Annotated in this window: 22 protein-coding genes; 13 read left to right on the top strand and 9 right to left on the bottom strand. The window is 73.6% G+C overall.

The annotated features are described in order from the left end of the window. Window positions 1-194: 194 nt before the first annotated feature. A complete protein-coding gene (locus ACFXG1_RS29230) occupies window positions 195-881 on the bottom strand; it encodes a TetR family transcriptional regulator (RefSeq protein WP_384745260.1) in 687 nt (228 codons plus the stop codon). Window positions 882-1184: 303 nt separating this feature from the next. Here ACFXG1_RS29230 and ACFXG1_RS29225 point away from each other — a divergent pair, with 303 nt between their 5' ends. The 3 genes from ACFXG1_RS29225 (at window position 1185) to ACFXG1_RS29215 (ending at window position 4598) form a co-directional block, all read left to right on the top strand. Beyond that, window positions 1185-2606: a glycosyltransferase family 4 protein gene (locus tag ACFXG1_RS29225; RefSeq protein WP_384715147.1), complete on the top strand. Its 1422-nt coding sequence runs from the start codon at window positions 1185-1187 to the stop codon at window positions 2604-2606. A gap of 169 nt (window positions 2607-2775) precedes the next feature. Then, window positions 2776-3507: a class I SAM-dependent methyltransferase gene (locus ACFXG1_RS29220; RefSeq protein WP_384715144.1), complete on the top strand. Its 732-nt coding sequence runs from the start codon at window positions 2776-2778 to the stop codon at window positions 3505-3507. Continuing rightward, on the top strand, window positions 3504-4598 hold the full coding sequence (locus tag ACFXG1_RS29215; RefSeq protein WP_384715141.1) for a prenyltransferase: 1095 nt from the start codon (window positions 3504-3506) through the stop codon (window positions 4596-4598). The genes ACFXG1_RS29220 and ACFXG1_RS29215 overlap by 4 nt, the downstream gene beginning before the upstream one ends. A gap of 30 nt (window positions 4599-4628) precedes the next feature. Here ACFXG1_RS29215 and ACFXG1_RS29210 read toward each other — a convergent pair whose 3' ends face one another. The 4 genes from ACFXG1_RS29210 to ACFXG1_RS29195 form a co-directional block, all read right to left on the bottom strand. Further along, a complete protein-coding gene (locus ACFXG1_RS29210) occupies window positions 4629-5702 on the bottom strand; it encodes an LLM class F420-dependent oxidoreductase (protein WP_384715138.1) in 1074 nt (357 codons plus the stop codon). A 95-nt stretch (window positions 5703-5797) separates the two neighbouring features. After that, on the bottom strand, window positions 5798-6631 hold the full coding sequence (locus tag ACFXG1_RS29205) for a DUF5336 domain-containing protein (protein ID WP_384709132.1): 834 nt from the start codon (window positions 6629-6631) through the stop codon (window positions 5798-5800). 390 nt (window positions 6632-7021) lie between these two features. Next, window positions 7022-7975 (bottom strand): N-acetylmuramoyl-L-alanine amidase, encoded by a 954-nt coding sequence (locus ACFXG1_RS29200; protein ID WP_384709135.1) that lies wholly within the window; start codon window positions 7973-7975, stop codon window positions 7022-7024. A gap of 24 nt (window positions 7976-7999) precedes the next feature. After that, a complete protein-coding gene (locus ACFXG1_RS29195) occupies window positions 8000-8650 on the bottom strand; it encodes a class I SAM-dependent methyltransferase (protein ID WP_384709137.1) in 651 nt (216 codons plus the stop codon). A 331-nt stretch (window positions 8651-8981) separates the two neighbouring features. Between ACFXG1_RS29195 and ACFXG1_RS29190 the strand changes: the two genes are divergently transcribed. The 3 genes from ACFXG1_RS29190 (at window position 8982) to ACFXG1_RS29180 (ending at window position 14382) form a co-directional block, all read left to right on the top strand. Further along, window positions 8982-11282 (top strand): acyl-CoA dehydrogenase family protein, encoded by a 2301-nt coding sequence (locus ACFXG1_RS29190; RefSeq protein WP_384745256.1) that lies wholly within the window; start codon window positions 8982-8984, stop codon window positions 11280-11282. Window positions 11283-11374: 92 nt separating this feature from the next. Continuing rightward, a complete protein-coding gene (locus ACFXG1_RS29185) occupies window positions 11375-12601 on the top strand; it encodes a beta-ketoacyl synthase N-terminal-like domain-containing protein (RefSeq protein ID WP_384714364.1) in 1227 nt (408 codons plus the stop codon). A gap of 242 nt (window positions 12602-12843) precedes the next feature. Next, a complete protein-coding gene (locus ACFXG1_RS29180; RefSeq protein WP_384714361.1) occupies window positions 12844-14382 on the top strand; it encodes an MFS transporter in 1539 nt (512 codons plus the stop codon). Between the two features lie 49 nt (window positions 14383-14431). On the opposite strand, the gene ACFXG1_RS29175 is transcribed toward ACFXG1_RS29180, so the two are convergent. After that, entirely contained in the window at window positions 14432-14920 is a 489-nt protein-coding gene (locus ACFXG1_RS29175) for a response regulator (protein ID WP_384714358.1), read from the bottom strand. A 258-nt stretch (window positions 14921-15178) separates the two neighbouring features. Between ACFXG1_RS29175 and ACFXG1_RS29170 the strand changes: the two genes are divergently transcribed. The 3 genes from ACFXG1_RS29170 (at window position 15179) to ACFXG1_RS29160 (ending at window position 18258) form a co-directional block, all read left to right on the top strand. Beyond that, entirely contained in the window at window positions 15179-16033 is an 855-nt protein-coding gene (locus ACFXG1_RS29170; RefSeq protein ID WP_384714355.1) for a MaoC/PaaZ C-terminal domain-containing protein, read from the top strand. Between the two features lie 116 nt (window positions 16034-16149). After that, window positions 16150-17226, top strand: coding sequence for a Zn-dependent alcohol dehydrogenase (locus tag ACFXG1_RS29165; RefSeq protein WP_384714352.1), 1077 nt, complete (start codon window positions 16150-16152; stop codon window positions 17224-17226). A gap of 90 nt (window positions 17227-17316) precedes the next feature. Continuing rightward, window positions 17317-18258, top strand: coding sequence for a 3-oxoacyl-ACP reductase (locus ACFXG1_RS29160; protein WP_384714349.1), 942 nt, complete (start codon window positions 17317-17319; stop codon window positions 18256-18258). A gap of 163 nt (window positions 18259-18421) precedes the next feature. On the opposite strand, the gene ACFXG1_RS29155 is transcribed toward ACFXG1_RS29160, so the two are convergent. Continuing rightward, on the bottom strand, window positions 18422-18586 hold the full coding sequence (locus tag ACFXG1_RS29155) for a hypothetical protein (protein ID WP_384714346.1): 165 nt from the start codon (window positions 18584-18586) through the stop codon (window positions 18422-18424). Window positions 18587-18700: 114 nt separating this feature from the next. Next, window positions 18701-20125: a hypothetical protein gene (locus ACFXG1_RS29150; protein ID WP_384745252.1), complete on the bottom strand. Its 1425-nt coding sequence runs from the start codon at window positions 20123-20125 to the stop codon at window positions 18701-18703. A gap of 360 nt (window positions 20126-20485) precedes the next feature. Between ACFXG1_RS29150 and ACFXG1_RS29145 the strand changes: the two genes are divergently transcribed. The 3 genes from ACFXG1_RS29145 to ACFXG1_RS29135 are packed head-to-tail and all read left to right on the top strand — an operon-like array spanning window position 20486 to window position 23351. After that, the gene (locus ACFXG1_RS29145; protein WP_384718705.1) at window positions 20486-21325 is read left to right on the top strand and encodes a Nif3-like dinuclear metal center hexameric protein; all 840 of its coding nucleotides are present in this window, start codon (window positions 20486-20488) and stop codon (window positions 21323-21325) included. Further along, complete coding sequence (locus ACFXG1_RS29140; RefSeq protein ID WP_384718711.1) at window positions 21322-22065, top strand: zinc ribbon domain-containing protein; 744 nt, start codon at window positions 21322-21324, stop codon at window positions 22063-22065. The genes ACFXG1_RS29145 and ACFXG1_RS29140 overlap by 4 nt, the downstream gene beginning before the upstream one ends. Then, window positions 22065-23351: a bifunctional RNase H/acid phosphatase gene (locus ACFXG1_RS29135; RefSeq protein ID WP_384745250.1), complete on the top strand. Its 1287-nt coding sequence runs from the start codon at window positions 22065-22067 to the stop codon at window positions 23349-23351. Before ACFXG1_RS29140 ends, ACFXG1_RS29135 begins: the two co-directional genes overlap by 1 nt. A gap of 72 nt (window positions 23352-23423) precedes the next feature. Here the strand turns inward: ACFXG1_RS29135 and ACFXG1_RS29130 are convergent, their stop codons facing one another. Next, on the bottom strand, window positions 23424-24407 hold the full coding sequence (locus tag ACFXG1_RS29130; protein ID WP_384718707.1) for a helix-turn-helix transcriptional regulator: 984 nt from the start codon (window positions 24405-24407) through the stop codon (window positions 23424-23426). 62 nt (window positions 24408-24469) lie between these two features. Between ACFXG1_RS29130 and ACFXG1_RS29125 the strand changes: the two genes are divergently transcribed. Beyond that, entirely contained in the window at window positions 24470-24823 is a 354-nt protein-coding gene (locus ACFXG1_RS29125; RefSeq protein WP_384718709.1) for a YybH family protein, read from the top strand. Window positions 24824-24915: the final 92 nt, after the last annotated feature.

Raw genomic sequence — 24915 nt, 5'->3', positions numbered from 1 at the left:
GTACCCGGCAGCCCCCCCCCAAACCCCCCCCCCCCCCCCCCCAAACCCCCCCCCCCCCCCAAAAAGGGCGACCCCCCCGAAAAACGCAGAAAATCGCCCCAGGGCCACCCGGGCCGCGGCCCGGGGGCGGGCCCCCGGGGGGGGGGGGCCCCCCGGCCCCCGGCCCCCCCCGCCCGGACGACCGGCCGCCGGATTCACCGGCGGCGGCCGGTCACCTCCGGAGCCTCGGGACCGGTCAGGTCGATCAGCCGGCACACCGTCTCGATATCGATCTTCACCTGGGCGATCGAGGCCCGCCCCGACAACCAGGTGATCAGCGCCGAGTGCCAGGTGTGCTCGATCACCCGGACCGCCGACAACTGCTCGGGCGTCGGATCGTCGAGGCCCATGGCGTCCAGCACGATCGCCGTCGTCTGCCGCGAGACGGTGTCCACCTCGGGGCTCACGCTCCGGTCGGCGAAGGTCAGCGCCCGCACCATGGCGTCGGCCAGCTGGGGTTCGCGCTGAAGCGCCCGGAAGGCCCGCATCAGCGTCTCGGCCACCCGCTCGGCGGGGGTCGCCCCGCCCGGGGGCCGCTTCCGCAGGGTCGTATGGAGGTGCTGGAGCTGGTCCTGCATGGTGGCGACCAGGAGGTGGATCTTCGACGGGAAGTAGCGGTACAGGGTGCCGAGCGCGACCCCGGCCGCCTCGGCGACCTCCCGCATCTGGACCGCGTCGAAGCCGCCCCGGCCCGCGAGCTGGGCGCTGGCGTGCAGGATCCGCCGCCGGCGGGCCTCCTGGCGCTCCGTCAGGGGCGGGGAGCCGGGAACGGGTCCCGGCCGGGGCCCGGAGCGTGCGGCCCCCGGGGTCGGCCCCGAGGTGCGGTCGGGTCTCTTTCCCATGGCCGGTTCCGGCTGTCGCCGGGCCTGCCGGGCTTCGGCTGTCATCGTCCGCTTACCCCGTTCCCCGTTGTCGGCATCGTCCCCGCCACGGCCCGGTGGCTCTTCCGGCGGATTCCGCCGATGCTCTCGCGGATCCCCGCGAACCCGGTTCCTTCGTGGCGTGAATCACCTGATCCGGCCGCCACAGCGGAGCTACCTGCGGGTAGATTCAGTGCTCCTTGAGCGGGCAGGTCTGAAACTTGTTCTAGATTAGCGCGAGCGGTTACGCTCCGCCGAAACGTAGGGGAGAACAGGGGGCCGTGAGTGACCGCTGAGGCCATCGAAGCCGGCCCTCGTGACCCGGAGGACGGCCCCGCGCGCACCCCCGACACCGCGCCCACTTCCGACACCGCGGGTACCTCCGACACCGCGCCCGCCCCCGCGGGGCAGCCGGCCGCGGACGGCGGACGACCGCTCCGGATCGCCCTTCTCACCTACAAGGGGAATCCTTTCTGCGGAGGCCAGGGCGTCTACGTCCGCCACCTCTCCCGTGAACTGGCCCGCCTCGGCCACGACGTCGAGGTCATCGGCGCCCAGCCCTTCCCCGTACTCGACGAGGGTGTGCGGCTCACCGAACTCCCGAGCCTCGACCTCTACCGCAGCCCGGACCCGTTCCGTACGCCGGGACGGGGCGAGTACCGGGACTGGGTGGACGCCCTCGAAGTCGGCACCATGTGGACCGGCGGATTCCCGGAGCCGCTCACCTTCTCCCTCCGCGCCCGCCGCCATCTGCGGGCCAGGCGCGGCCGGTTCGACGTCGTCCACGACAACCAGACCCTCGGCTACGGACTCCTCGGCGATCTCGGCGCGCCCCTGGTCACCACCGTCCACCACCCCATCCATGTCGACCGGCGGCTCGATCTCGACGCCGCCGAGTCCTGGCAGCGGCGGGCCTCCGTCCGCCGCTGGTACGGCTTCACCCGGATGCAGAAGCGGGTCGCGCGGCGGCTGCCGTCCGTGCTGACCGTCTCCGGCTCGTCCCGGCGCGAGATCGAGGAGCACCTGGGCGTCCGCCGCGACCGGATCCATGTGGTCCATATCGGCGCCGACACCGGGCTGTTCGCCCCCGACCCCGCCGTCCCCGAGGTACCGGGACGTATCGTCACCACCTCCAGCGCCGATGTCCCCCTCAAGGGGCTGGTGCATCTGGTGGAGGCGCTGGCCAAGCTGCGGACCGGACACCCCGGCGCGCACCTCGTCGTCGTCGGCAAGCGCGCCGAGGGCGGTCCGGTCGCCCGGGCGATCGAGCGGTACGGACTCGGCGGCGCGGTCGAGTTCGTCAAGGGCGTCTCGGACGCAGAGCTGGTCGATCTGGTCCGCGGGGCGCAGATCGCCTGTGTGCCGTCGCTGTACGAGGGCTTCTCCCTGCCCGCGGCCGAGGCCATGGCCACCGGGACACCGCTCGTCGCCACCACCGGCGGGGCGATTCCCGAGGTGGCGGGGGCCGACGGCGAGACCTGCCTGGCGGTACCGCCCGGTGACGCGGACGCGCTCGCGACGGCCCTGGGCCGGCTGCTGGGCGACGCCGAACTCCGCGCCCGGCTGGGCGAGGCCGGGCGCGCCCGGGTGCTGGAACGATTCACCTGGGCCCGGGCCGCGGAGGGCACGGCGGAGCTGTACCGGGCCGCGGTCGACCGGGCCGCCGCCGGGACGACCGGGCGCCGGACCGGGGCGGCCACTCGGTGACGCGCCGCCGCCGTACTCGTACCTGTACCCGTACTCGTACCTGTACCCGTACGACCGCCGTTGCCGGCAGCGCCGTCCGCGACGGTGTCCGTCCCGCCGGTGCCGCCACCGCCGTCCGTACGGGAACCCGTCCCGTACCCTCCCGTGCCGACCGTGAAGGCAGGAACGCGTGCTGACCGTCGACTTCTCCCGTTTTCCGCTCGCCGCGGGCGACCGCGTCCTCGACCTCGGCTGCGGCGCGGGCCGCCACGCCTTCGAGTGCTACCGGCGCGGTGCCCGGGTCGTGGCGCTCGACCGCAACCCGGAGGAGATCCGGGAGGTCGCCAAGTGGTTCGCGGCGATGAAGGAGGCGGGCGAGGCCCCCGAGGGCGCCACCGCCACCGCGATGGAGGGCGACGCGCTCAACCTGCCGTTCCCCGACGCGTCGTTCGACGTCGTGATCATCTCCGAGGTGATGGAGCACATCCACGACGACAAGGGCGTACTCGCCGAGATGGTCCGGGTCCTGCGGCCCGGCGGCCGGATCGCCGTCACCGTCCCCCGCTACGGCCCCGAGAAGGTCTGCTGGGCCCTGAGCGACGCCTACCACGAGGTCGAGGGCGGCCATATCCGGATCTACAAGGCCGACGAACTGCTCGCGCGCATCGAGGAGGCCGGACTCGTTCCGTACGGCACCCACCACGCGCACGCCCTGCACAGCCCCTACTGGTGGCTGAAGTGCGCGTTCGGCGTCGACAACGACCAGGCGCCGCCGGTGAAGGCGTACCACAAGCTCCTCGTCTGGGACATCATGAAGAAGCCGCTGGCCACCCGGCTCGCCGAGCAGGCGCTCAATCCGCTGATCGGCAAGAGCTTCGTGGTGTACGCGACCAAGCCCCAGCTGCCCCGGGCGCAGGCGTGACGACGCCCCGCGTCCCCCGGACCGGACGGCTCGTCCTGCCCGGTGTCCTGACCGCCGCCCAGGCCGCCGAGACCGTCGCCGCGATCCGCGCCGAACAGCGCGAGGACGGCGCGATCCCCTGGTTCCGGGGCCACCATCTCGACCCGTGGGACCACACCGAGGCGGCGATGGCGCTGGACGCGGCGGGGGAGCACGACGCCGCCGAGCGGGCGTACGACTGGCTGCGCGCCCACCAGAACGACGACGGTTCCTGGTACGCGGCCTACCACGACGGGGACGCCGCCCGGCCCACCGACCGGGGCCGCGAGACCAACTTCACCGCCTATGTCGCCGTCGGCGCCTGGCACCACTACCTCGCCACCGGCGACACCGCGTTCCTCGACCGGATGTGGCCCGTGGTCCGGGCCGCCATGGACTTCGTCCTGGGGCTGCGACAGCCCGGCGGCCAGATCGGCTGGAAGCGGGAGCCCGACGGCACCCCGGTCCCGGACGCCCTGCTGACCGGCTGCTCCTCCGTCCACCACGCCCTGCGCTGCGCCCTGGCCGTCGCCGAGGAACGCGGCGAGCCGCAGCCGGACTGGGAGCTGGCGACGGGCGCGCTCGCCCATGCGATACGCAGCCACCCCGAGCGTTTCCTGGACAAGGCGCGCTACTCGATGGACTGGTACTACCCCGTCCTGGGCGGCGCGGTCACCGGCGCCGACGCGCGGGCCAGGATCGCCGCGCGGTGGGACGACTTCGTGGTCCCCGGGCTCGGCGTCCGGTGCGTACTGCCGAACCCGTGGGTCACCGGCGGCGAGAGCTGCGAACTGGCCCTGGCCCTGTGGGCGGCCGGGGAACCGGACCTGGCGCGTACCGTGCTGCGCTCCATCGCCCATCTGCGGGCCGGGGACGGGCTCTACTGGACGGGGTACGTCTTCGACGACGAGGCGTTCTGGCCGGAGGAGCGGACGACGTGGACCGCGGGCTCCCTGCTCCTCGCGGTCGCGGCCCTCGTCGGCGACGCCCCGACCCGGGCGGTCTTCGGCGGCACGGACCTGCCGCAGGGCCTGCCGCCGGACTGCTGCGCGGACGCCTCCGCGAGTATCTGAAGGACGCCGGCACCTGGAGGACGAGAGTGTCTAGAGCACCAACTCCGCCAGGGTGCGCAGGGTCGCCTGATCGGGGGAGGTGACCAGCAGGTCGGTCGCCCGGGTGGCGCGCCAGGCGGTCAGCCGGTCGGCGATCCTGGCGCGCGGGCCGACGAGGGAGATCTCGTCGGCGAAGGCGTCGGGGATCGCGAGGACGGCCTCCTCCCGGCGGCCCTCGGCGAAGAGCCCCTGCACCCGGCGGGCCTCGGCCTCGTACCCCATCCTCGCCATCAGATCGGCGTGGAAGTTACGGGTGGCGTGCCCCATGCCGCCGATGTAGAAGCCGAGCATCGCCTTCACCGGAAGCAGCCCCTCCGCGACATCGTCGCAGACCCGGGCCCGGACCAAGGGGGCGATCATGAAGTCGTCGGCCCGGTCGCCTCGGTCGGCTCCGCCCGCCCCGTCTGTGTGGTCGGCGCGTTCGGTGCGTTCGGCGAGCGGGGCGAGGGACGCCTCGTACACCTCGGGCCGGTGCGGTGACCAGTACAACGGCAGCCAGCCGTCGGCGATCCGGGCGGTCTGGGCGATGTTCTTCGGGCCCTCCGCGCCGAGGAGTATCGGCAGACCGGGCCGGAGCGGATGGGTGATGGACTTCAGCGGGCGGCCGAGGCCGGTGCCGTCCGGGCCGGTGTACGGATGCGGATGGTAGCGCCCCTCGGACACCACGGGCCCCTCGCGTCGCAGCACTTGCCGGATGACGTCGACGTACTCCCGGGTCGCGGTCAGCGGACTGGCCGGGAACGGGCGGCCGTACCAGCCCTCCACCACCTGCGGCCCGGAGAGTCCGAGGCCCAGCAGCATCCGGCCGCCCGAGAGATGGTCGAGGGTGAGGGCGTGCATCGCGGTCGCCGTCGGGGTGCGGGCCGCCATCTGGACCACGGCCGTACCGAGCCTGATCCGGGTGGTGCGGGCGGCGACGTACGTCAGCGGGGTGAAGGCGTCCGAGCCCCATGCCTCCGAGGTCCACACGGAGTCGTAGCCCAGCCGCTCGGCCTCGACGGCGAGTTCGAGCCGGTCCGGGTCGGGGCCTCGACCCCAGTAGCCGAGAGCGAGTCCGAGTCGCACGCGATGCCTCCCGTCGCAGGGATATGACGGGGCGTCAGGGTACGGCAGCGGCCCCCCGCCCGGAAGGGCGAGGGGCCGACTGGAAGGGGGCGCGATCAGCCGCGCTGGATGCCGGTGGTGTCCTGGAGGACGCCGCGCCGGCCGTCCTGGGTCTGGGCGATCAGGGCCTGGCCGCGCTGGTCGACGGCGAGGTACCAGGTGCCCGGAGCCAGCTCCGCGATCGGGGTCGGCGAGCCGTCCTCGGGGTACAGGGGCCGGGCCACCGGGACCGCGAACCAGAACGGCGCGAACTCGGGCGCCCCGCTCGGGGCCGGGCCCTTGGCCGGGGGCGGAGTGGCGCCCGGGCCGGCCGGCTGGCCGCCGAACGGCTGCGGCTGTCCGGGCTGGCCGCCGAAGGACGGCTGCTGGGTGCCCGGGTAGCCGTAGCCGCCCTGCGGCTGGCCGCCGTACGGGGACGGATGCGGGGCCGCGGCCGGGGAGGGCGCGCCGACCAGCGGGGCCTTGAAGGCGGGGACGAGCTGACCGCAGACCGCGCCCGCCGCCAGCAGCAGCGTGGCGATGAAGCCGAGGATCAGCCCGGTGCCCGCGTCGAGGCTGAAGTCGCCCATGTCGAAGGAGCCCGGCGGATCGAAGATCGCGCCCAGGGCCGTCCAGGCCGCGAAGACCGCGAGCAGCACACCGATATGACCCAGGTCGATACCGATGACCTTCGGCGCCCGGGGCAGCAGGTGCGAGAGCGCGATCAGCGCGGCGCCGATGACACCGGCGAGATAGACGCCCAGCAGCAGGGCCCCGTTGTCCCAGGCGTTCGGGATGTCGTCACAGCTGCTTCCCGAGCAGTCGAACGTGTCGAGGAACGAGGCGATGAACAGCAGTACCGCTGCTCCGATCACCACGCCATCGCCTCGTGTGAGGGAGCGGATGTTCACGTATGAGTCCTTCGTCGGTCGTCTCGGGTCGTTGTCGCATCGGGGCGTTCGGCGCGAGGTGCCGGGGGTGACTCCCCCCGTCACCCGGAAGAATCTATCGTCTGGCGCTTCCCGGCGTCTGCCCGGTATACGGACTCGTGGGGGCGGTGGTACGGGAAGGGGCCGGATGGAAACCCGATCGGAACCGGATCGGGATCTGGGGTGTCGGAGATGTGGACGCCCATGGAGACGACGGGTACGACTTGCGCGCCGAACGCGCGGATGAGCCCTCAGGAACCCCGGTGTCCGCCGTTCGCCGTGCGCCGCCCGCCATCCGCGGTCCGCCGTCCGGTGGACACCCGTGGGCCGGTGGCGCGCCGGGCCGGTGGAGACTCGCGGGCCGGTGGTGTGTCAGGCCGGGGGCAGCAGGAAGTCTCCGAGTCCGGCCGCGAGCCCCCGGGCGGCCTTCTGCCGCCACTCCGCGTCGGCGAGCAGCTTCGCGTCCTCGGGATCCGCCATGTTTCCGCACTCGATGAAGACCTTGGGGACGGTGGAGAGATTGAGTCCGCCGAGGTCGGTCCGGACATGGAGTCCCGTACCGTCGCCGAGGTAGTTGGCGCGCCGGGCGCCGGTGGCCGCGGCGAAGGCGTCGGCGATCCGCTCGCCGAGGGTCCGGGACGGGGCGACGATCGGACCGGTGTCGGCGGCGCCGGACGCGACCTTCCCGGGCAGGATCACATGGAAGCCGCGGTGCCCCTTCGCCGAGCCGTCCGCGTGGACGGAGACGACGGCGTCGGCCTTCGCCTCGTTGCCGATCCGGGCCCGCTCGTCGATACAGGGACCGAACTCCCGCGCCCCCTCCTCATGGGTGAGGACGATCCGCGCGCCCTCCTTCTCCAGCAGGGCGCGCAGCCGTTGCGTCACATCACGGGTGAACGCGGCTTCGGTGTAGCCGTCGTCGGTCTCGGTACCCGTCGTATCGCATTCCTTGCGGTTCGTCCCGATGTCGACGAGCCGGTTGATCTCGGTGGTGTGCCGGAAGTTGCCGGGGTTGTGGCCCGGGTCGATCACCACGACCTTTCCGGCCAGCCGTCCTTCGGCCTCGTTCCCGGCCGGGGTGCTCGCCTCGGCACCCGCCGGGGTCGTGGGCCGGGGCGCGTGGGGGCGGTCGTCTTCGGCCGAGCCCCCGCCGGACTGGCAGGACAGCAGTCCGGAGAGGGCGGCGGTGACCAGCGCCGTGACGGCGAGGGATCGCCGCCGCCGCCCGCCACGGCCTACGGGGGCGGTACGCGCCGCGTCGTACGGGGCGCGCGGGCCGTTGCCGGGGGCGTACGCCTGGGACTGCTGGTGCTGGTTGTGCGACACGACTGCGAGCGTAGCCCCGGCAGGTCAGATTCCCGGGGCGATCCGCCGCAGGACACGGAGCGAGTCGGTCGCGGAGACCTCGGCGAAGGCGCCCGACGCGAGGGCCCGCCGGTAGACGCGGTACGGCGCCTGTCCGCCGTCCGCCGGGTCGGGGAAGACGTCGTGGATGACCAGCAGTCCGCCGTCGGCGAGCCGGGGCGCCCAGCCCTCGTAGTCCCCGCCGGCGTGTTCGTCGGTATGGCCGCCGTCGATGAAGACCAGGCCGACCGGAGCCGCCCAGACCCGCGCGACCTGCGGCGACCGGCCGACGATCGCGATCACGTGGTCCTCCAGGCCGGCCCGCAGCAGGGTGCGGCGGAACGCCGGCAGGGTGTCCATCCGGCCGACCTCGGGGTCGACCACCGACGGGTCGTGGTACTCCCAGCCCGGCTGCTGCTCCTCACTGCCCCGGTGGTGGTCGACGGTGACGGCCACCGTCCCGGCGTCCCGCGCCGCGGCGGCCAGCAGGATCGTGGACCGGCCGCAGTACGTCCCCACCTCCAGCAGCGGCAGTCCCGATCCGGCCGCCTCCACCGCCGCCGCGTACAGCGCGAGCCCCTCGCCGGGCGGCATGAATCCCTTGGCCGCCGAGAACGCGGCGAGGACCTCCGGCGCGGGCGAGTGGGTGTGGCTCATGGCGGATTCCTTCGGTGGCGCGGATACGGGCATGGATACGGATGCGGATACGGATGCGGATACGGCGGCCGGTCGTACGGGGGCCCCGGGTGCGGGTCCGGGGCCCGGGGTCCGGGGCCCGGGGTCCGGGGTCTGGGGTCCGGGGACGGCTGTTCGGGCCGGTAGGGCCCGGTCGCCCATGGTGCACCACGGGACCAGGCCGCCCGCGAGGGGGGACAGCCGGTTCCCGTGGCGGGCCCCGCCGACCCGGACCGGTCCGGGGGTGGAGGCCGTGGTATTCGATTCGCATCTGACCTACCGTCAGATTGGAACGTGTTCTACTCTGCGGCCCATGGGCATCGGAATCACGCACGAACACCAGGAACTGGCCGCGTCCGTACGCGGCTGGCTCGCGCGCGCCGTGCCGACCGAGGAGATCCGCAAACTCCTCGACCCTCCACTCCCCGACCCGCCGACCGGCGGCCCTGACGCCCGGGACGCCCGGGACGCCCGGGACGCCCCGGCGGGGCGGCCCGCGCACTGGGACGGCGCTGCCGCGCAGGGACTCCTCGGCGTGCATCTCCCCGAGGAGTGCGGCGGAGGCGGCGGTACGCTCCTCGATCTCGCCGTGGTGCTGGAGGAGGCAGGGGCGGCGCTGCTGCCGGGGCCGTACCCCGGACACACGCTCGTCGCCGAGGTGCTGCGCCGGACGGGACGGCACGCCCTGGCGGCCGAACTCGCGGGCGGCCGAAGGGTCGCCGCCACCGCTTTCGGACCCGGCGGCCTCACCGCCGTCCGCGACCCCGACGGCGGAGTCGTACTCGACGGCACCGCCCCGCCCGTCCTCGCGGGCGCCGCAGCCGATCTGCTGCTGCTGGCCGCCGGGACCGCCGACGGCACGGTCTGGGTGGCCGCCGACGCGGAGGCGTTCACGGTACGGGCCCACCGCGCCGCCGACCCCGTACGTCCCACCGCCGAGGTGACCGCCCACGCCGTCCACGTCCCGGCCGCCCGGGTCCTCACCCTCCTCACCGCGGCCCCCGGCACCCATGAAACAACCAAGGAGCCCGGCCTCGATCCCGGGCTCGTCGGCGATCTCGGCCGGGTCCTGCTCGCGGCCGAGGCGTGCGGTATCGCCGCCGCCGCGCTGACGACCGCCGTCGAACACGCCAAGGTCCGCCAACAGTTCGGCAGCCCCATCGGCCGATTCCAGGCCGTCAAACACCTCTGCGCCGAGATGCTCATACGCCTTGAACAGGCCCGGGCCCTGACCTGGGACGCGGCCCGCGCGGCCGATACGGAACCACCCGCGTCGCCGGTGGCGGGCGAGCCGCACCCCGGCCGCGCCCTGACCGCCGCGCTCGCCGCCGCCACCGCCGTCGACGCCGCCTACGACAACGCCAAGGACTGTATCCAGATCCTCGGCGGTACCGGCTTCACCTGGGAACACGACGCCCATCTCCGGCTGCGCAGGGCCGTCGTCGCCCGCCAGCTCATCGGCGCGGGCGACGACCACCGGCTGCGCGCCGTCCGGCTCGCCGCCGCCGGGGCGCGGCGCGAACTGCGGACCGAACTCCCGCCCGAGGCGGCGGAACACCGCCGGCGGATCCGGGAGACCGTCGCCGCGGCCCGGGATCTCGCCCCGGCCGCCGCCCGCCGCGCCCTCGCCCCCACCGGGCTCGCCGCCCCCCATCTGCCCCCGCCCTACGGACTCGGCGCCGGGCCCGTGGAACAACTCGCCGTCCAGCATGAACTTGCCGACGCCGGGGTACGGCTCAGCGGGCTCTCCATCGCCGCCTGGGTCGTCCCGTCCCTGATCGCCTACGGCACCCCGGAGCAGCGCGAACGCCTCGTCCCCCGCACCCTCGCCGGGGAGTTGCGGTGGTGCCAGCTCTTCTCCGAACCCGGCGCCGGATCCGATCTGGCCGCCCTGCGCACCCGGGCCGAACGCACCGACGACGGCGGCTGGCGGATCACCGGCCAGAAGGTGTGGACCAGCGCCGCCCACAAGGCCGACTACGGCATCCTGCTGGCCCGTACGGACCCGGACGCGCCCCGGCACCGCGGGCTGACCTACTTCGTCGTCGATCTGCGCACCTGCGACGGCGTCACCATCCGCCCCCTGCGGGAGATCACCGGTGACGCCGTCTTCAACGAGGTCTGGTTCGACGGCACGCTCCTGCCGGCGGACGCCGTGGTGGGGGAGGTCGGCGACGGCTGGCGGGTGGCCAGGAACACGCTCGGCAACGAACGCGTCCACATGGCCGACCAGATGCCCTTCGACAGCGGTCTCGAAGCGCTGCTGGCCGCCGCCCCCGGACTCGACGGCGCCCGGCGCGCCCGGATCGGCGCCCTCGCCGCAGAGGCGCACGCCCTCGGCTGTATCGGACTGCGGACGACGCTGCGGCAGGTCTCGGGGCTCGAACCGGGACCGGGGGCCTCCGTGAGGAAACTCGTCCAGACCCGGTACCAGCAGCGGACCGCCGAACTGGGGCTCGAACTCCTCGGCCCGGCGGGCGCGGTGTGCGAGGGCGCGGGGGAGGGAGCCGTACGCGGGCTGCTGATGTCCCGCTGTCTGACCATCGCCGGGGGGACGACACAGATCCAGCTCAATGTCGTGGCCGAGCGGATTCTCGGCCTGCCGCGCGACTGACGGGGCAACCGACTGGAAGGGCTCTACGGGCTCTATGGGCTCTATGAGCTTTACGGGCTCTAGGGGCTCTACGGAAGCGGAGGACAGGGATCATGGGCGGTGCGAAGAGCTATGTCGTCGGTGTCGGTATGACGCCGTTCGCGAAACCGGAGTCGGGGGATCGGAAGTACTGGGACCTGGCCCGGGACGCGGGCACCCGGGCGCTCGACGACGCCGGACTCGCCTACGGGGACGTCGACCAGAGTGTTGTCGGCTACTGCTTCCAGCCCTCCACGGCCGGGCAGCGCGCCGTCTACGCCCTGGGACTGACCGGGATCCCCGTCTACAACGTCAACAACAACTGCGCCACCGGGGCGAGCGCCCTGTCCCTGGCCCGGCAGCTCGTGGCGGGCGGGGCGGCCGACTGCGTACTCGCTCTCGGTTTCGAGCAGATGCGGAAGGGCCCGCTCGGCGGCGGGGCGGACGCCGGGGGTGACTTCGCCGCGTCGCCCGTGGCCCGGCACTACGGGGTGATGGCCGCCGCGCACGGCTTCGAGGCATCCCCGCCGACCGCGCAGATCTTCGGCAACGCGGCCCGTGAGCACATGGAACGGTACGGCACCACGGAGGCGCAGCTCGCCGCCGTCGCGGCCAAGAACCACCGGCATTCGGCGCACAATCCGCTCGCCCAGTTCCGCGACGTCTACACGGTCGAGGAGATCCTCGCCTCCCGGACGATCCACCGGCCGCTCACCAAGCTCCAGTGCTCCCCGACCTCGGACGGCGCGGCGGCGGCCGTGGTGGTGTCGGAGCGGTTCCTGAGGGAGCGGGGCGCGGACCGGGCGGCGCGAGCGGCGATGGCGGCACGGGCGGTGGAGATCGCCGGGCAGGCGATGGCGACCGACACCGAGGACTCCTTCGCCACCGGCTCCTGTATCGACGTCGTCGGCAAACCGATGTCCCGGGCGGCGGCGCTGCGGGCGTACGAGGAGTCGGGGCTCGGCGTCGAGGACGTCGACGTGATCGAGCTGCACGACTGCTTCTCGGTCAACGAGCTGCTGACGTACGAGGCGCTGGGCATGTGTGCCGAAGGCGAGTCCGGGAAGCTGGTCGAGGACGAGGCCACGACCTACGGCGGCCGGTGGGTGGTCAACCCCTCCGGCGGGCTGATCTCCAAGGGGCATCCGCTGGGGGCGACCGGGCTCGCCCAGACCGCGGAGCTGGTGTGGCAGCTGCGGGGCGAGGCGGGCGGGCGGCAGGTCGCAGGCGCCCGGGTGGGGCTCGCGCACAACATCGGTCTCGGCGGGGCCGCGGTGGTCACCCTGCTGCGGAAAACATAGACGGGTTACCGGGCCGGTGACGTGCTGGCGTCGGGCCCGCGACGGTGACGGTGACGTGACGGCGTCGGGCCGGTGACGGTGACGGTGACGGTGACGTGACGGCGTCGGGCCGGTGACGGTGCCGGCGTCGGTACCGACACCGGCGTCGGCCCCGGTGCGTTCAGAGGCGGGCGTACAGCCCAGGCGGTGGTGTTGTCCACAGGGCGATGCGCGAGACGGCGGTCACTGCGACCATGGCGGACATGTCCGAGTCCCCCCGATGGTCCTGTACCCCGACCGATTCCCCCGCCGCCGACCCGTCCGGAGCCCTGGCCGCCGCCGCGACCTCCGCCGCCGTCCCGCCTCCGGCCGTGCCCTCCCCGGCGGTGCCTTCCCCGGCGGGGGAAGGCGGGTCCGAGCGGCCCGGGCGCACCTGGCTGGTGCTGGCCGCCGCCTGCGCCGGTCAGTTCCTCGTCGTGCTCGACGTCTCCGTGGTCAATGTGGCCCTGCCGTCCATGCGCGCCGACCTCGGGCTGTCCACGGCCGGCCTCCAGTGGGTGCTCAACGCGTACACCATCGCCTTCGCCGGATTCATGCTCCTCGGCGGCCGCGCGGCCGACCTCTTCGGCCGGAAGCGGATGTTCCTCGTGGGGCTCGGGCTCTTCACGGCCGCGTCCCTGGCGGGCGGTCTCGCCCAGGAGGGCTGGCAGCTGCTCGCCGCGCGGGCGGGCCAGGGTCTCGGCGCGGCCGTCCTCGCCCCGGCGACGCTGACCATCATCACGGCCGCCGTCCCGGTCGGCCCGGCCAGGACCCGGGCGATAGCCACCTGGGCCGCGGTCGGCGCGGCGGGCGGCGCCGCGGGCGGTCTGGTCGGCGGGGCGCTGACCGAGCTGCTGTCCTGGCGCTGGGTGCTGCTGATCAATGTGCCCGTCGGTGTGCTGGTGCTGGCGATGTCGGCGTTCTGGCTGGCCGAGGGGCGTCGCGGCGACCGGGCCCGGCGGCTCGATCTGCCGGGTGCCGTGCTGGTGACCGCCGGTCTCGTCGCCCTGGCGTACGGCATCGTGGAGACCGAGACGGCCGGCTGGACCGCCCCGTCGGCGCTGCTGCCCATGGTTTTCGGGGTGCTGCTGCTCGGGCTGTTCGTCGTGGTGGAGGCGCGATCGGCGGCCCCCCTGATGCCGCTGAAGCTCTTCCGCTCGCGGACCCTGAGCACCGCCAACGCGACGAAGCTGATGATCGGGTCGGCCTCCTTCTCCTCCTGGCTGTTCCTGACGCTCTATGTGCAGAACGTGCTCGGATACGCCCCGCTGGAGGCCGGGATCGCGCTGATACCCAGCTCCATCAGCGTCGTCGTCGGCTCCAAGCTGGCGCCGTCGCTGATGGCCCGGCTGGGCGCGCGGACCGTCGCCGTGACCGGAGTCCTGGTGGCCTCGGCCGGTTTCGCCTGGCAGTCGACGATGACCGTGGAGGGCGACTACCTCACCATGATCCTCGCCCCGGGCGTGCTGATGATGCTGGGCGTCGGCCTCGCGCAGACCCCGCTGTCGTACCTGGCCACCGCGGGAGTCGCGGTGGAGGACGCCGGGATCGCCTCCGGGCTGATCAACACCTCCCGCACGATGGGCGGCGCGCTCGGCCTGGCGGTCCTCACCACCGTCGCCGCGGGCCGTACCGACGGGGGTACGTCCCCGGAGGCGTACACCGAGGGGTACGCCCTGGCGTTCCGCTGCGGCTCCGGGGTGCTGCTGGCCGCCGCCGTCGTCGTGCTGATCGGGCTGCCGCGCGGAAACCGGGAGGGGTGAGCGCGCGGGCGCGCCGGTCGGGACGCCGGTACGGAGCCGGGGCCGGGGCTCAGCCGTCCGTCGTGACTCCGGTGACTCCGGTGACGCCGGTGGTGCCGGTGGTGTCCGGTGCGAGGGCCGGGTCGATCACCATCTCCCCGGTCAGGGCCCGGCGGACGGCCTGCACCAGGTCGTCCAGTGGGCCGTCCTTGACGAGCAGGCCCGCCGCGCCCGCCTCCCGGGCCCGTTCCGGATAGCCGGGCCTGGCCGATCCGGCCAGGATCAGGACCCGGCACTCGGGCACCTCGGCGAGCAGCCGGACCGTGGTGTCGAGGGCGTCCTCGCCGTCGGGCAGTACGGCCTCCAGCAGCGCCACGTCGGGCCGCCGGTCCCGGGCCGCGACCGCCGCCTCCTCACCCCCCTCCACCTCGGCGACCACGGCGAAGTCGGGCTCCAACCCGAGCAGCAGCGCCAGCGCGCCACTGGTCGTCCCCCGGTCCCCGGCGAGCAGGATCCGTACGGACACGGCCGGGCGATAGTCCTGGGGCATTTCCTCCATATCGGCAGAGTATGTCCTTGGGTGCCCCGCCCTCCGCGCGACACGGTGCCGACTTCCGGACTCGATCTGACGCTTCATCAGTTTTTTGTCTGATGGGGTGTCAGTGGTATTCCCATGCGCTGGTGGCTGCGTTATACATGCCCCATCCGGACCTGGAACGCGTTCTAGAAGGGTGCCGGTCCGGACCCGTACGACCTCGGCGCGGCCGACGGTGCGGACGGTCGCGCCGAGGTCTTCCAGCAAGGGAGCAGCAGCCTCATGCCCATCGATCCCGCCCGGGCCCTCGCCGCCGAACCCCGCAGCTCCGACATCAGCTGGGACCACCGGGACATCCAGCTCTACCACCTCGGACTCGGCGCCGGAACGCCCGCAACCGACCCCGCCGAGCTCCGCTACACCCTCGAATCCCGGCTCCATGTCCTGCCGAGCTTCGCCACGGTCGCCGGCGGCGGGAAGGGCATCGCGGGCGGACTCTCGGGCCCCGGTCTCGACATCGATCTGACCACCGTGCTCCACGGCGGCCAGACCGTCCGGGTGCACCGGCCCGTCCCGCTCGTCGGTACCGCCGTCTCGACCAGCCGGGTCGCCGCCGTCCACGACAAGGGCAAGGCCGCCGTCCTCGTCCTGCGGACCGAGGCGTCCGACGCCGAAGGGCCGCTGTGGACGAACGAGGCGCAGATCTTCGTCCGGGGCGAGGGCGGCTTCGGCGGCGAGCGCGGCCCTTCCATCCGGACCGGCCTCCCGGACCGCGAGCCCGACAAGACGGTCGAGAAGCGGATCCGTGAGGACCAGGCCCTGCTCTACCGGCTGTCGGGCGATCTCAATCCGCTCCACGCCGACCCCGAATTCGCCGCGCTCGCCGGTTTCGACCGGCCCGTACTGCACGGCCTCTGCACCTACGGCATGACCCTCAAAGCCGTCGTCGACACCCTTCTCGGCGGCGAGGTCGCCCGGGTCCGCTCGTACACCACGCGCTTCGCCGGAGTGGTCTTCCCCGGTGAGACGCTCCGCGTCCGGATGTGGGCGGACGACGGCCGGGTCCGGATCGCGGTCGGCGCCGTCGAGCGCGACGACGCGCCCGTCCTCACGGACACGGTCGTCGAGCACTCCTGACCCGCACCCGCCGCCCCCTTACCCCGTCCCCGTACCCCCGCCCCGCCCCGCCGCCGTACCCGTACCCGTCCCGTAGAAGCCAGTGCACCCCGTCCCCAGCCGAGAGGAGCCGCGCCGTGCGCGCAGCCGTACTGCACGAGACCGGGCAGGAGAAGCTCGAAGTCCTCGACGACGTGGAGGCCGTGGGCTTCGGCCCCGGCAAGGTCAGGATCCGGATCCGGACCACCGGACTGTGCCACTCCGACCTCTCCGCGATGACCGGGGTACTGCCGCAGCCGGTGCCCTTCGTCCCCGGCCACGAGGCGGCGGGCGATGTGATCGACGTGGGCGACGGGGTGACCCGGGTGAAGCCCGGCGACCGGGTGCTGATCAGCTGGCTCCCGGCCTGCGGGGGCTGCCCGTCCTGCCTCCGGGGCCAGACGCATCTCTGTCTGGCGGGCTTCATGAACGCGGGCACCCCCAACTTCCGGCGGCCCGCCGGTGACGTCTTCGGCTTCGCCGGTACGGGGACCTTCGTCGAGGAGGTCGTCGTCGACGCCGGAGCCGCCGTCCCGATACCGGACGACGTCCCGTACGAGATCGCCGCCCTCATCGGCTGCGGGGTGACCACCGGGATCGGCGCGGCCGTCAACACCGCCGATGTCGCGGCCGGTTCCTCGGTCGCCGTCATCGGCTGCGGCGGGGTCGGGATCTCGGCCATCCAGGGTGCCCGGCTCCGGGGCGCGGCGCAGATCGTGGCCGTCGACCCGATCGAGGCCCGCCGCGAGGCCGCGCTGCGGCTCGGCGCCACCGAGGCGATGGCCCCGGAAGGGCTCGCCGACGCCAGACAGCGGCTCACCGGCGGCGAGGGCTTCGACTACGTCTTCGAGGTCGTCGGCAAGTCGGCGACCGCCCGGACGGCCTATGAGACCACCCGGCGCGGCGGCACCCTTTGCGTCGTCGGCGCGGGCGCCATGGACGACATGCTCCAGCTCAACATGTTCGAGCTGTTCTTCGACGAGAAGCGGATCCTGCCGTCGATGTACGGCGGCGGGGACACCCGGACCTCCTACGAGCGGACCATCGCGCTCTGGCGCGCCGGCCGGATCGACCTGGAGGGGCTGATCACCCATCGGCTCCCGCTGGCCGGGATCAACGACGCCCTGGACCTGATGCGCACGGGCGAGGGGCTCCGCGTCTGCGTCGAGGTCTGAGCGCCGGGACGCGTACGACCTTCACGCACGTACACGGACGCGTACACATACACGGACACGGACACGGACACGGAAGGGGAACCTCCGCAGATGTCACTGCCACTGGACGGACTGTCCGCGATCGTCACGGGCGCGGGCCGCGGACTCGGCCGGGCCGAGGCGCTCGAACTGGCCCGGCTCGGGGCGGGCGTCGTCGTCAACGACTACGGGCAGCCCGGCCGGGACGGCTCCGGGGGCTCGTCGGCGACCCCCGCCGAGGAGGTCGCCGAGGAGATCCGTACCGCGGGCGGCGACGCCGTCGCCCACCACGGGGACGTCGCCGACTTCGAGCAGGCCCGTGAGCTGGTCGCCCTCGCCGTCGAGCGGTACGGAAAACTCGACGTCCTCGTCAACAACGCGGGCATCCTGCGGGACCGGATGGTCTTCTCGATGGCCGAGGACGAATGGGACTCGGTCATCCGGGTCCACCTCAAGGGCCATTTCAACACCATCCGCTTCGCCGCCGCTCACTGGCGGGAGCGCGCCAAGGCGGCCGGCGGCCCGGTCTACGGGCGGATCGTCACCACCTCGTCCGAGGCGTTCCTCGCGGGCTCGGCCGGACAGCCCAACTACGCGGCGGCCAAGGGCGGGATCGTCGGTCTGACGACATCGACGGCCGCGGCCCTGGCCAAGTACGGGGTCACCGCCAACGCGATCTGCCCGCGGGCCAGGACCCGGATGACGGAAGACGTCTTCGCCGGGTTCCAGGAGCCCGAGGACGGCGCGCTGGACCCGCTGTCGCCCGAGCATGTGTCCCCGCTGGTCGGCTATCTCGCCGCGCCCGCGGCCGCAGGGGTCAGCGGCCAGGTCTTCGTGGTCCACGGAGGTCTGGTCGCCGTACTCGAACGGCCCCGGGTGGCCGCCCGGTTCGACACCGGGAAGGAGTGCTTCGGCCACGACGAACTGGACGGGCTGCTGACCCCGTACTTCGCGGGCCGCCCGGCGGACGAGTCGTTCGCGGCGACCGAGGTCCTCGGTCTGAGGAAGGGCTGAGACAAGGGATACGAGACACGAGTAACGAGGCGGGGTACGGGGGTGGCTCCCGGACGCCGCCCCCGTACATCCCGCGTATGTTCCGTGCATGTCCCGTGCCGTGCGGGTCCCGCGTCAGAGCCGGTCGCAGATGTTTCGGGCGGGCCCTGACCATATGTCGCGGCTACCGCGCCCCGGGCTTACGGTGCTTGCCGTGCGGCTCGGTCGTCGCGTCGTCCGGCGCGGCCGGGCCCCGGTGCTTGCCGTGGCCCTCCGAGTCCGGGGCCTCGCCCTGCGGCACCCGGTCCTGGGAATGGGCCGGGGGTGTGTCGGTACGGACTTCAGACATGGTGGAACTTCCCCGTCGTGGTTGCTGGATCGTCACTCTCCACCGCAGTCCATCGCGGGACGCCAGCACCGGCGGTCACCGTCGATCAGCTGAACTACGCGCAGGTCGGAGAGTTTAGCCAGCCCGCTCCTGAGCCTTCAGCGGTGCCTGCTGCAACGGAACAGGGCGAAACGAGGCGGGAAGTGAGACGGGAAGTGACGCACCGGAGGACAGCTCCGACCCCGGCGCCGGGGTCACGGGGGCCGCCTCCTCCGGGGCTTCCCGAAGGGTGCCGGGGGCGACCTTCGGGGGGCCGACCGCCTCGTGACCGTGCTCCGGCGGAGGCATGGCATGGCAGCGTTCCGGCGGGGGCGGCATGTGGCCAGGCTCCGGCGGAGGCGTCATGCGGCCGGGCTGCGGCGGAGGCGTCACATGGCTGCGCTCCGCCGGAGACGCCGCATGCCCGGGCTCCGGCGGGGGCGTCAGCAGGGCCGTACCGCACGGCACCGCCGCCGTCGCGAAGGGCAGCCGCAGGATGCCCCGCTCGTCCCAGCGGCCCGCTCCCGGGAACCAGCCCGCCGGGGCGGCGCGTTGGTGCAGCCGCCGCCCCTCCGGCCGCCACACCCCGAGACGGCGGGCCGTCCCCGTCGTGACGGTGAACGCCACCGCACAGCCCTCGGGCCGCAGCATCTGCCCCGGCTGCGCGGCGAACGGCGTCACCACCGCGCCCGGCGGACGCAGGGCGTCGGGGAAGCGCACCGGCCGCTCGCTCCCGAGGACGCCCCAGCCGATCCGGTCGTCGCCCGGCGCGTTCGACCGCACCACGAGCAGCCCGCTGTCGGGCTCGGCCAGCAGCAGCCGGTCGTCGCTGTCGGGGGCGATCTGGAGCAGCGGGGAGACCTCGCCGCCGCGTTCCAGATCGACGACGACCGCCTTCACCGGGCCGTCCTCGTGCCGCCGCTGGTCGAGGGCGAGCAGCCGCCCCGTACGGTCGAGCCAGGCACCGCCGGTACAGCGGCCCGGCACCTCGGCGACGAGCTCGGGGCCGAAGGTGCCGCCGGCCACGAGCCAGACCGAGGTGGAGACGAGGCCGGGACCGCCGGGGCCGCCGGGTACAAGGACATGGGCGCGGGTCCCGCAGGGGGCCGGCGGGAGCAGCCGGGCCTCCCCTTCCGCGCCCGGCGGTGGCTCCACCCCGCCGAGGGGCAGCTCACCGGTGTCGGGACCCGTGGGGTAGAGGAGGGAGAACAGCCGCCGCCCGGCTACCCGGCGGTGGATCAGCACCCGCCCGTCGGCCAGCGGCAGTACCTCCGAGTCGCGCTCCTCCGGCTGGTGCGCGGGCAGTGGTACGGCGTACGGCTCGGGTCCGCCGAGGGTCCACCGCTCCGGGAACAGCGCGTCGTCCCGGCCCGCGAGGCGGGCCGCGTAGGCGCCGTCGGCGGAGAGCGCGAGCCGCGCGGACACCGGCGTACCGGCGGTCTTTCCACCGCCCCGCCGGGCGGCCGCGCCCCGGGGCGTGATGATGAGTGTCTCGGTCGTGTCGACGGCACAGGCTGTCATCGGTCCGTCACCTCCGGCCACGAAGCTAGATTCGTACTTCCTGCCGAACAACGCGGGACCGGCCACTTCACACATATGGGCGACGATCGGGCGATTCGACGGTGGGGGAGGGGCGGGATGTGTTGACGGGACCGGGTGAACGGGGTCGGGCCGGACCCGGACCGGACCCGGACCGGTCAGGGACCGTCGTCTGCGGAAACGTTTCAGCAGCTGGATCCCCGGGCGTGTCCTGTACGGGGCGTCCCACCGGCCCGGACGGGTCCGGGGGCCGGGGCGACCGTACGGACCGGTGTGATGATCGGACCGGAGTTGTGGACAGGGCAGGCCGAGGGGTGACGGGGCGCGGGTAACCTGTGTCCCGTGCCCCGCCTCTCCGAAGTCATCGCCGCCCTCGACGCCCTGTGGCCCCCCGAGCGGGCCGAGCAGTGGGACGCCGTCGGGACGGTCTGCGGCGACCCCGACGCCGAGATCGACCGGGTGCTGTTCGCCGTCGACCCCGTCCAGCAGATCGCGGACGAGGCGGTGGCGCTCGGCGCCGGTCTCGTCGTCACCCACCACCCGCTCTATCTGCGAGGGACGACGACGGTCGCGGCGGGCCACTTCAAGGGCCGCGTCGTCCACACCCTGATCAAGAACGACATTGCGCTCCACGTCGCGCACACCAACGCCGACACCGCGGACCCCGGTGTCTCCGACGCCCTCGCGGGCGCCCTCGACCTGCGGGTCGTCGGCCCCCTCGTGCCGGACCCCACCGACCCCTCGGGCCGCCGGGGCCTCGGCCGGATCTGTGAGGTCGACCACCCCGAGACCCTCGGCGCCTTCGCCGAGCGGGCCGCGAAGCGCCTCCCGGCCACCGCGCAGGGCATCCGCCTCGCGGGGGACCCGGACGCCCCGGTGCGCAGGATCGCGGTGAGCGGCGGCTCCGGCGACAGCCTCTTCGACGCGGTGCGCGCCGCGGGTGTGGACGCCTTCCTCACCGCCGATCTGCGCCACCACCCCGTCTCCGAGGCCACCCAGCGCTCCCCGCTGGGTCTGGTCGACGCCGCGCACTGGGCCACCGAGTGGCCCTGGTGCGAGCAGGCCGCCGCCCAGCTCGACGCGATTTCCGACCGGCACGGCTGGGGCCTGCGGGTCCATGTCTCCACCACGGTCACCGACCCCTGGTCATCCCATACCTCTTCCTCTGGAGCCCCCAACTGAACGCCGCGCCCGCCGACCAGATCCGCCTTCTCGACGTCCAGAACCTGGACGTACGCCTCTCGCAGCTCGCCCACAAGCGCAAGTCGCTGCCCGAGCACGCCGAGCTGGAATCGCTCACCAAGGACCTGACCCAGCTCCGCGATCTGCTGGTCGCCGCGCAGACCGAGGAGAGCGACACCGCCCGCGAGCAGACCAAGTCGGAGCAGGACGTCGACCAGGTGCGCCAGCGCGCCGCCCGCGACCAGCAGCGGCTGGACTCGGGTGCGATCACGTCCCCCAAGGACCTGGAGAACCTCCAGAAGGAGATCGCCTCCCTCGCCCGCCGCCAGGGCGATCTGGAGGACGTCGTCCTCGATGTCATGGAGCGCCGCGAGGCCGTTCAGGAGCGGGTCACCGAGCTGACGTCCCGGGTCGAGTCCGTCCAGGCCAAGGTCGACGACGCCACGGCCCGCCGTGACGCCGCCCTGCGGGAGCTGGACGACGAGACGGCGACCGTCACCAAGGAGCGCGAGACCGTCTCCGCCGTCGTCCCCGCCGATCTGCTGAAGCTGTACGAGAAGCTCCGCGTCCAGCAGGGCGGGGTGGGCGCCGCCCGGCTCTTCCAGCGCCGGTGCGAGGGCTGCCGCCTCGAACTGAACATCACCGAGCTGAACGATGTCCGCGCCGCCGCGCCGAACACCGTGGTCCGCTGCGAGAACTGCAGCCGGATCCTCGTCCGTACCGCCGAGTCCGGGCTCTGATGCGTACGTTCGTCGTCGAGGCGGACGGCGGATCCCGGGGCAACCCGGGCCCCGCGGGGTACGGCGCGGTGGTGCTCGACGCCGTCACCGGCGAGACCCTCGCCGAGGCGGCCGAGTCCATCGGCGTCGCCACGAACAATGTCGCCGAGTACCGGGGCCTGATCGCCGGACTGCGGGCCGCCTACGCGCTCGCGCCCGACGCGACCGTCCGGGTCCGGATGGACTCCAAGCTGGTCGTCGAGCAGATGTCGGGCCGCTGGAAGATCAAGCACCCCGATATGCGCCCCCTGGCGGCCGAGGCGGCGGAGATCTTCCCCAGGTCCGCCGTGACGTACCAGTGGATCCCCCGGGAGAAGAACAAGCACGCGGACCGCCTCGCCAACGAGGCGATGGACGCGGGCAAGCGGGGCGAGCGCTGGGAGCCTTCGCGCCCCGCCGCGCCCGCGGCCTCCGCGACGGCCGAGCCCCGGACCGTGGGCGACGCCGCTGCGGGCGCCGCCAGGGCCCGCGCCGCGCTCCGTACCAACGCGCCGCAGTCGGAACCGCAGCCGGGGCCTGAGCCGGGGCCGGAGTCGGAGCCGTCCGCCGTGGCCGCGAACGGGACCGACGTCACGGCGGCCGCGGCCGCGCCGGTCGGCTGGGCCGCGTCCGCCGATCTCGGCGCCCCCACCACCTTCGTCCTGCTCCGCCACGGCGAGACGGCGCTCACGCCCGAGAAGCGTTTCTCGGGCAGTGGCGGCGGCGACCCCGAGCTGTCCCCGGCCGGAGAGCGTCAGGCGGAGGCCGTGGCCGCGGCGCTGGCCGCCCGCGGCACCGTCCAGGAGATCGTCAGCTCCCCCCTGAAGCGCTGCCTGCAGACCGCGGAGGCCGTGGCCGCCCGGCTCGGTCTCGACGTCCGGGTGGAGGACGGTCTGCGGGAGACGGACTTCGGCGCCTGGGAGGGCCTCACCTTCGCCGAGGTGCAGCAGCGGTATCCGGACGACCTGTCCGCGTGGCTGGCCTCCGCCAAGGCCGCGCCGACCGGCGGCGGTGAGAGCTTCACCACGGTCTCCCGCCGGGTGTCCGCGACCCGCGACCGGCTCATCGCCCGCTCGCCCGGCCGCACGGTCCTGGCGGTCACCCATGTGACCCCGATCAAGACCCTGGTCCGCCTCGCCCTCGGGGCCCCGCCGGAGTCCCTGTTCCGGATGGAACTGTCGGCGGCGTCCTTCTCCGCGGTGGCCTACTACGGCGACGGCAATGCCTCGGTCCGTCTCCTGAACGACACATCGCACCTGCGCGCCTGACGCGCGCCCAGCTCCTCCGGCGGGACGCGGCATGTGGCACGCGGCATGTGGCACGCGGGACGCGGGACGTAGCTACTCGTACGGCGCGGTTTCGTAAGTCCGGGCCACCGCGACCGCGCGGGCGCGCAAGGTGGCGCGGAGCCAGTCCGGGGTCAGGGCCTCCGCGTCCGCGCCCAGGCTCCAGAGCGCCCATTCCGCGTGCCGCGCGTCCTGGAAGGTCACTTCAAGACGCAGCCGGCCGTCCGCGTCGGTCTCCTCGGCGAGGACGGCCAGCGCCGTGTCCACCAGGTCCTTCCGCCGTGCCGGGTCCAGCCGTACCAGCACGGCGACTTGATCGCCCCCGGTCCGGAACCGGGCACTCCGTTCCCGCCAGGCCCGGTCCAGATCGACCCGGTCAGTTCGCTCCGCCGGTTCGGCGAGTTCTTCGGCGGCCAGGACGCGCGACAGCCGGTAGGTGCGGTCCGCGCCGGACCGCGACGCCAGCAAATAGCCCTGTTCGCGCACGGTGACCAGGCCGATCGGGTCCACCGTGCGCCATTGCGGGTCCCGGTCCACGGCCGCGTAGAGGATCCGCAGCTTGTGTCCCGCGAACACCGCGCGCCGGACCTCCGCGACGATGGTGTCGGGCACCTCGTCCTCGGTGCTCAGGGGACGTGCGAGGAGGTCGGTCCCCGGGTCGATCAGCAGTCGCCGCGCCGCACCCGCCGCCGTGGCCCGATAGCTCTCGGGCAGCGCGTCGACCACCTTGCGCATGGCGGAGGCCAGCGCCGAGCCGAGTCCGAACACCTGCGCGCCGCGCCGCGATCCGGCGACCAGCAGGGCGAGTGCCTCGTCGTGGTTCAGCCCGGTCAGCTCGGTCTGGAAGCCGGGGAGCAGCGCGAACCCGCCGTGCCGGCCGCGTTCGGCGTAGACCGGGACCCCCGCGGCGGACAGCGCCTCGATATCGCGCAGCACGGTCCGGGTGGACACCTCCAGCTCACGGGCCAACGCGGTGGCGGAGAGCCGGCCGTGCTGCCGCAACAGCAGTACCAGGGATACCAATCGGTCGGCGCGCATCCGAAAACCCTAAAGGAATACGTGACACAGGTTGTCAGGTATTCCTTGCGAGGCTGATCCACATGACAGACAAGAAAGCGGCCACTGAGCCGAACGACCTGGGCAGGTACTTCATCGAGCGCGCCAACGCGGGCGATGTCGACGGATTGGTGGCCCTGTTCGAACCGGACGCCGTGATGGCGTTCCCGCCGGGCAGCATCGCGACCGGGCACGCGGAGATCCGCAAGGTGTTCGAGGGGTTCGTCGAGGCGGCGCCGGTGCTCTCGCCGGGCAAGCAGCACCCGGCACTGGTCAACGGCGACCTGGCGTTGACGACGGCAGTCCAGACCAACGGCGATGTGACGGTCGAGATCGCCCGTCGCCAGCCGGACGGGTCATGGCTGTGGGTGGCGGACCAGCCGGCGGTCGCGCAGTAGCAGAGGAGCGGTGGGGGGGGGGGGGGGCGCCCCCCCCCCCCCCCCCCCCCCCCCCCCCCCCCCCCCCCCCCCCCCCCCCCCCCCCCCCCCCC

The organism is Streptomyces sp. NPDC059248 (assembly GCF_042753905.1).
GTDB lineage: Bacteria > Actinomycetota > Actinomycetes > Streptomycetales > Streptomycetaceae > Streptomyces.
The sequence above is the reverse complement of the archived record's forward strand: the minus strand, read 5'-3'. Positions and strand labels throughout refer to the sequence as shown.

What these genes read in the sequence shown, in the direction of transcription:
- ACFXG1_RS29190 (WP_384745256.1), top strand. Translation starts at nt 8,982, where the DNA reads ATGGGCATCGGAATCACGCACGAACACCAGGAACTGGCCGCGTCCGTA.
- ACFXG1_RS29150 (WP_384745252.1), bottom strand. Translation starts at nt 20,125, where the DNA reads ATGACAGCCTGTGCCGTCGACACGACCGAGACACTCATCATCACGCCC.
- ACFXG1_RS29125 (WP_384718709.1), top strand. Translation starts at nt 24,470, where the DNA reads ATGACAGACAAGAAAGCGGCCACTGAGCCGAACGACCTGGGCAGGTAC.
- ACFXG1_RS29230 (WP_384745260.1), bottom strand. Translation starts at nt 881, where the DNA reads ATGGGAAAGAGACCCGACCGCACCTCGGGGCCGACCCCGGGGGCCGCA.
- ACFXG1_RS29170 (WP_384714355.1), top strand. Translation starts at nt 15,179, where the DNA reads ATGCCCATCGATCCCGCCCGGGCCCTCGCCGCCGAACCCCGCAGCTCC.
- ACFXG1_RS29130 (WP_384718707.1), bottom strand. Translation starts at nt 24,407, where the DNA reads ATGCGCGCCGACCGATTGGTATCCCTGGTACTGCTGTTGCGGCAGCAC.
- ACFXG1_RS29180 (WP_384714361.1), top strand. Translation starts at nt 12,844, where the DNA reads ATGTCCGAGTCCCCCCGATGGTCCTGTACCCCGACCGATTCCCCCGCC.
- ACFXG1_RS29160 (WP_384714349.1), top strand. Translation starts at nt 17,317, where the DNA reads ATGTCACTGCCACTGGACGGACTGTCCGCGATCGTCACGGGCGCGGGC.
- ACFXG1_RS29175 (WP_384714358.1), bottom strand. Translation starts at nt 14,920, where the DNA reads ATGGAGGAAATGCCCCAGGACTATCGCCCGGCCGTGTCCGTACGGATC.
- ACFXG1_RS29185 (WP_384714364.1), top strand. Translation starts at nt 11,375, where the DNA reads ATGGGCGGTGCGAAGAGCTATGTCGTCGGTGTCGGTATGACGCCGTTC.
- ACFXG1_RS29135 (WP_384745250.1), top strand. Translation starts at nt 22,065, where the DNA reads ATGCGTACGTTCGTCGTCGAGGCGGACGGCGGATCCCGGGGCAACCCG.
- ACFXG1_RS29155 (WP_384714346.1), bottom strand. Translation starts at nt 18,586, where the DNA reads ATGTCTGAAGTCCGTACCGACACACCCCCGGCCCATTCCCAGGACCGG.
- ACFXG1_RS29195 (WP_384709137.1), bottom strand. Translation starts at nt 8,650, where the DNA reads ATGAGCCACACCCACTCGCCCGCGCCGGAGGTCCTCGCCGCGTTCTCG.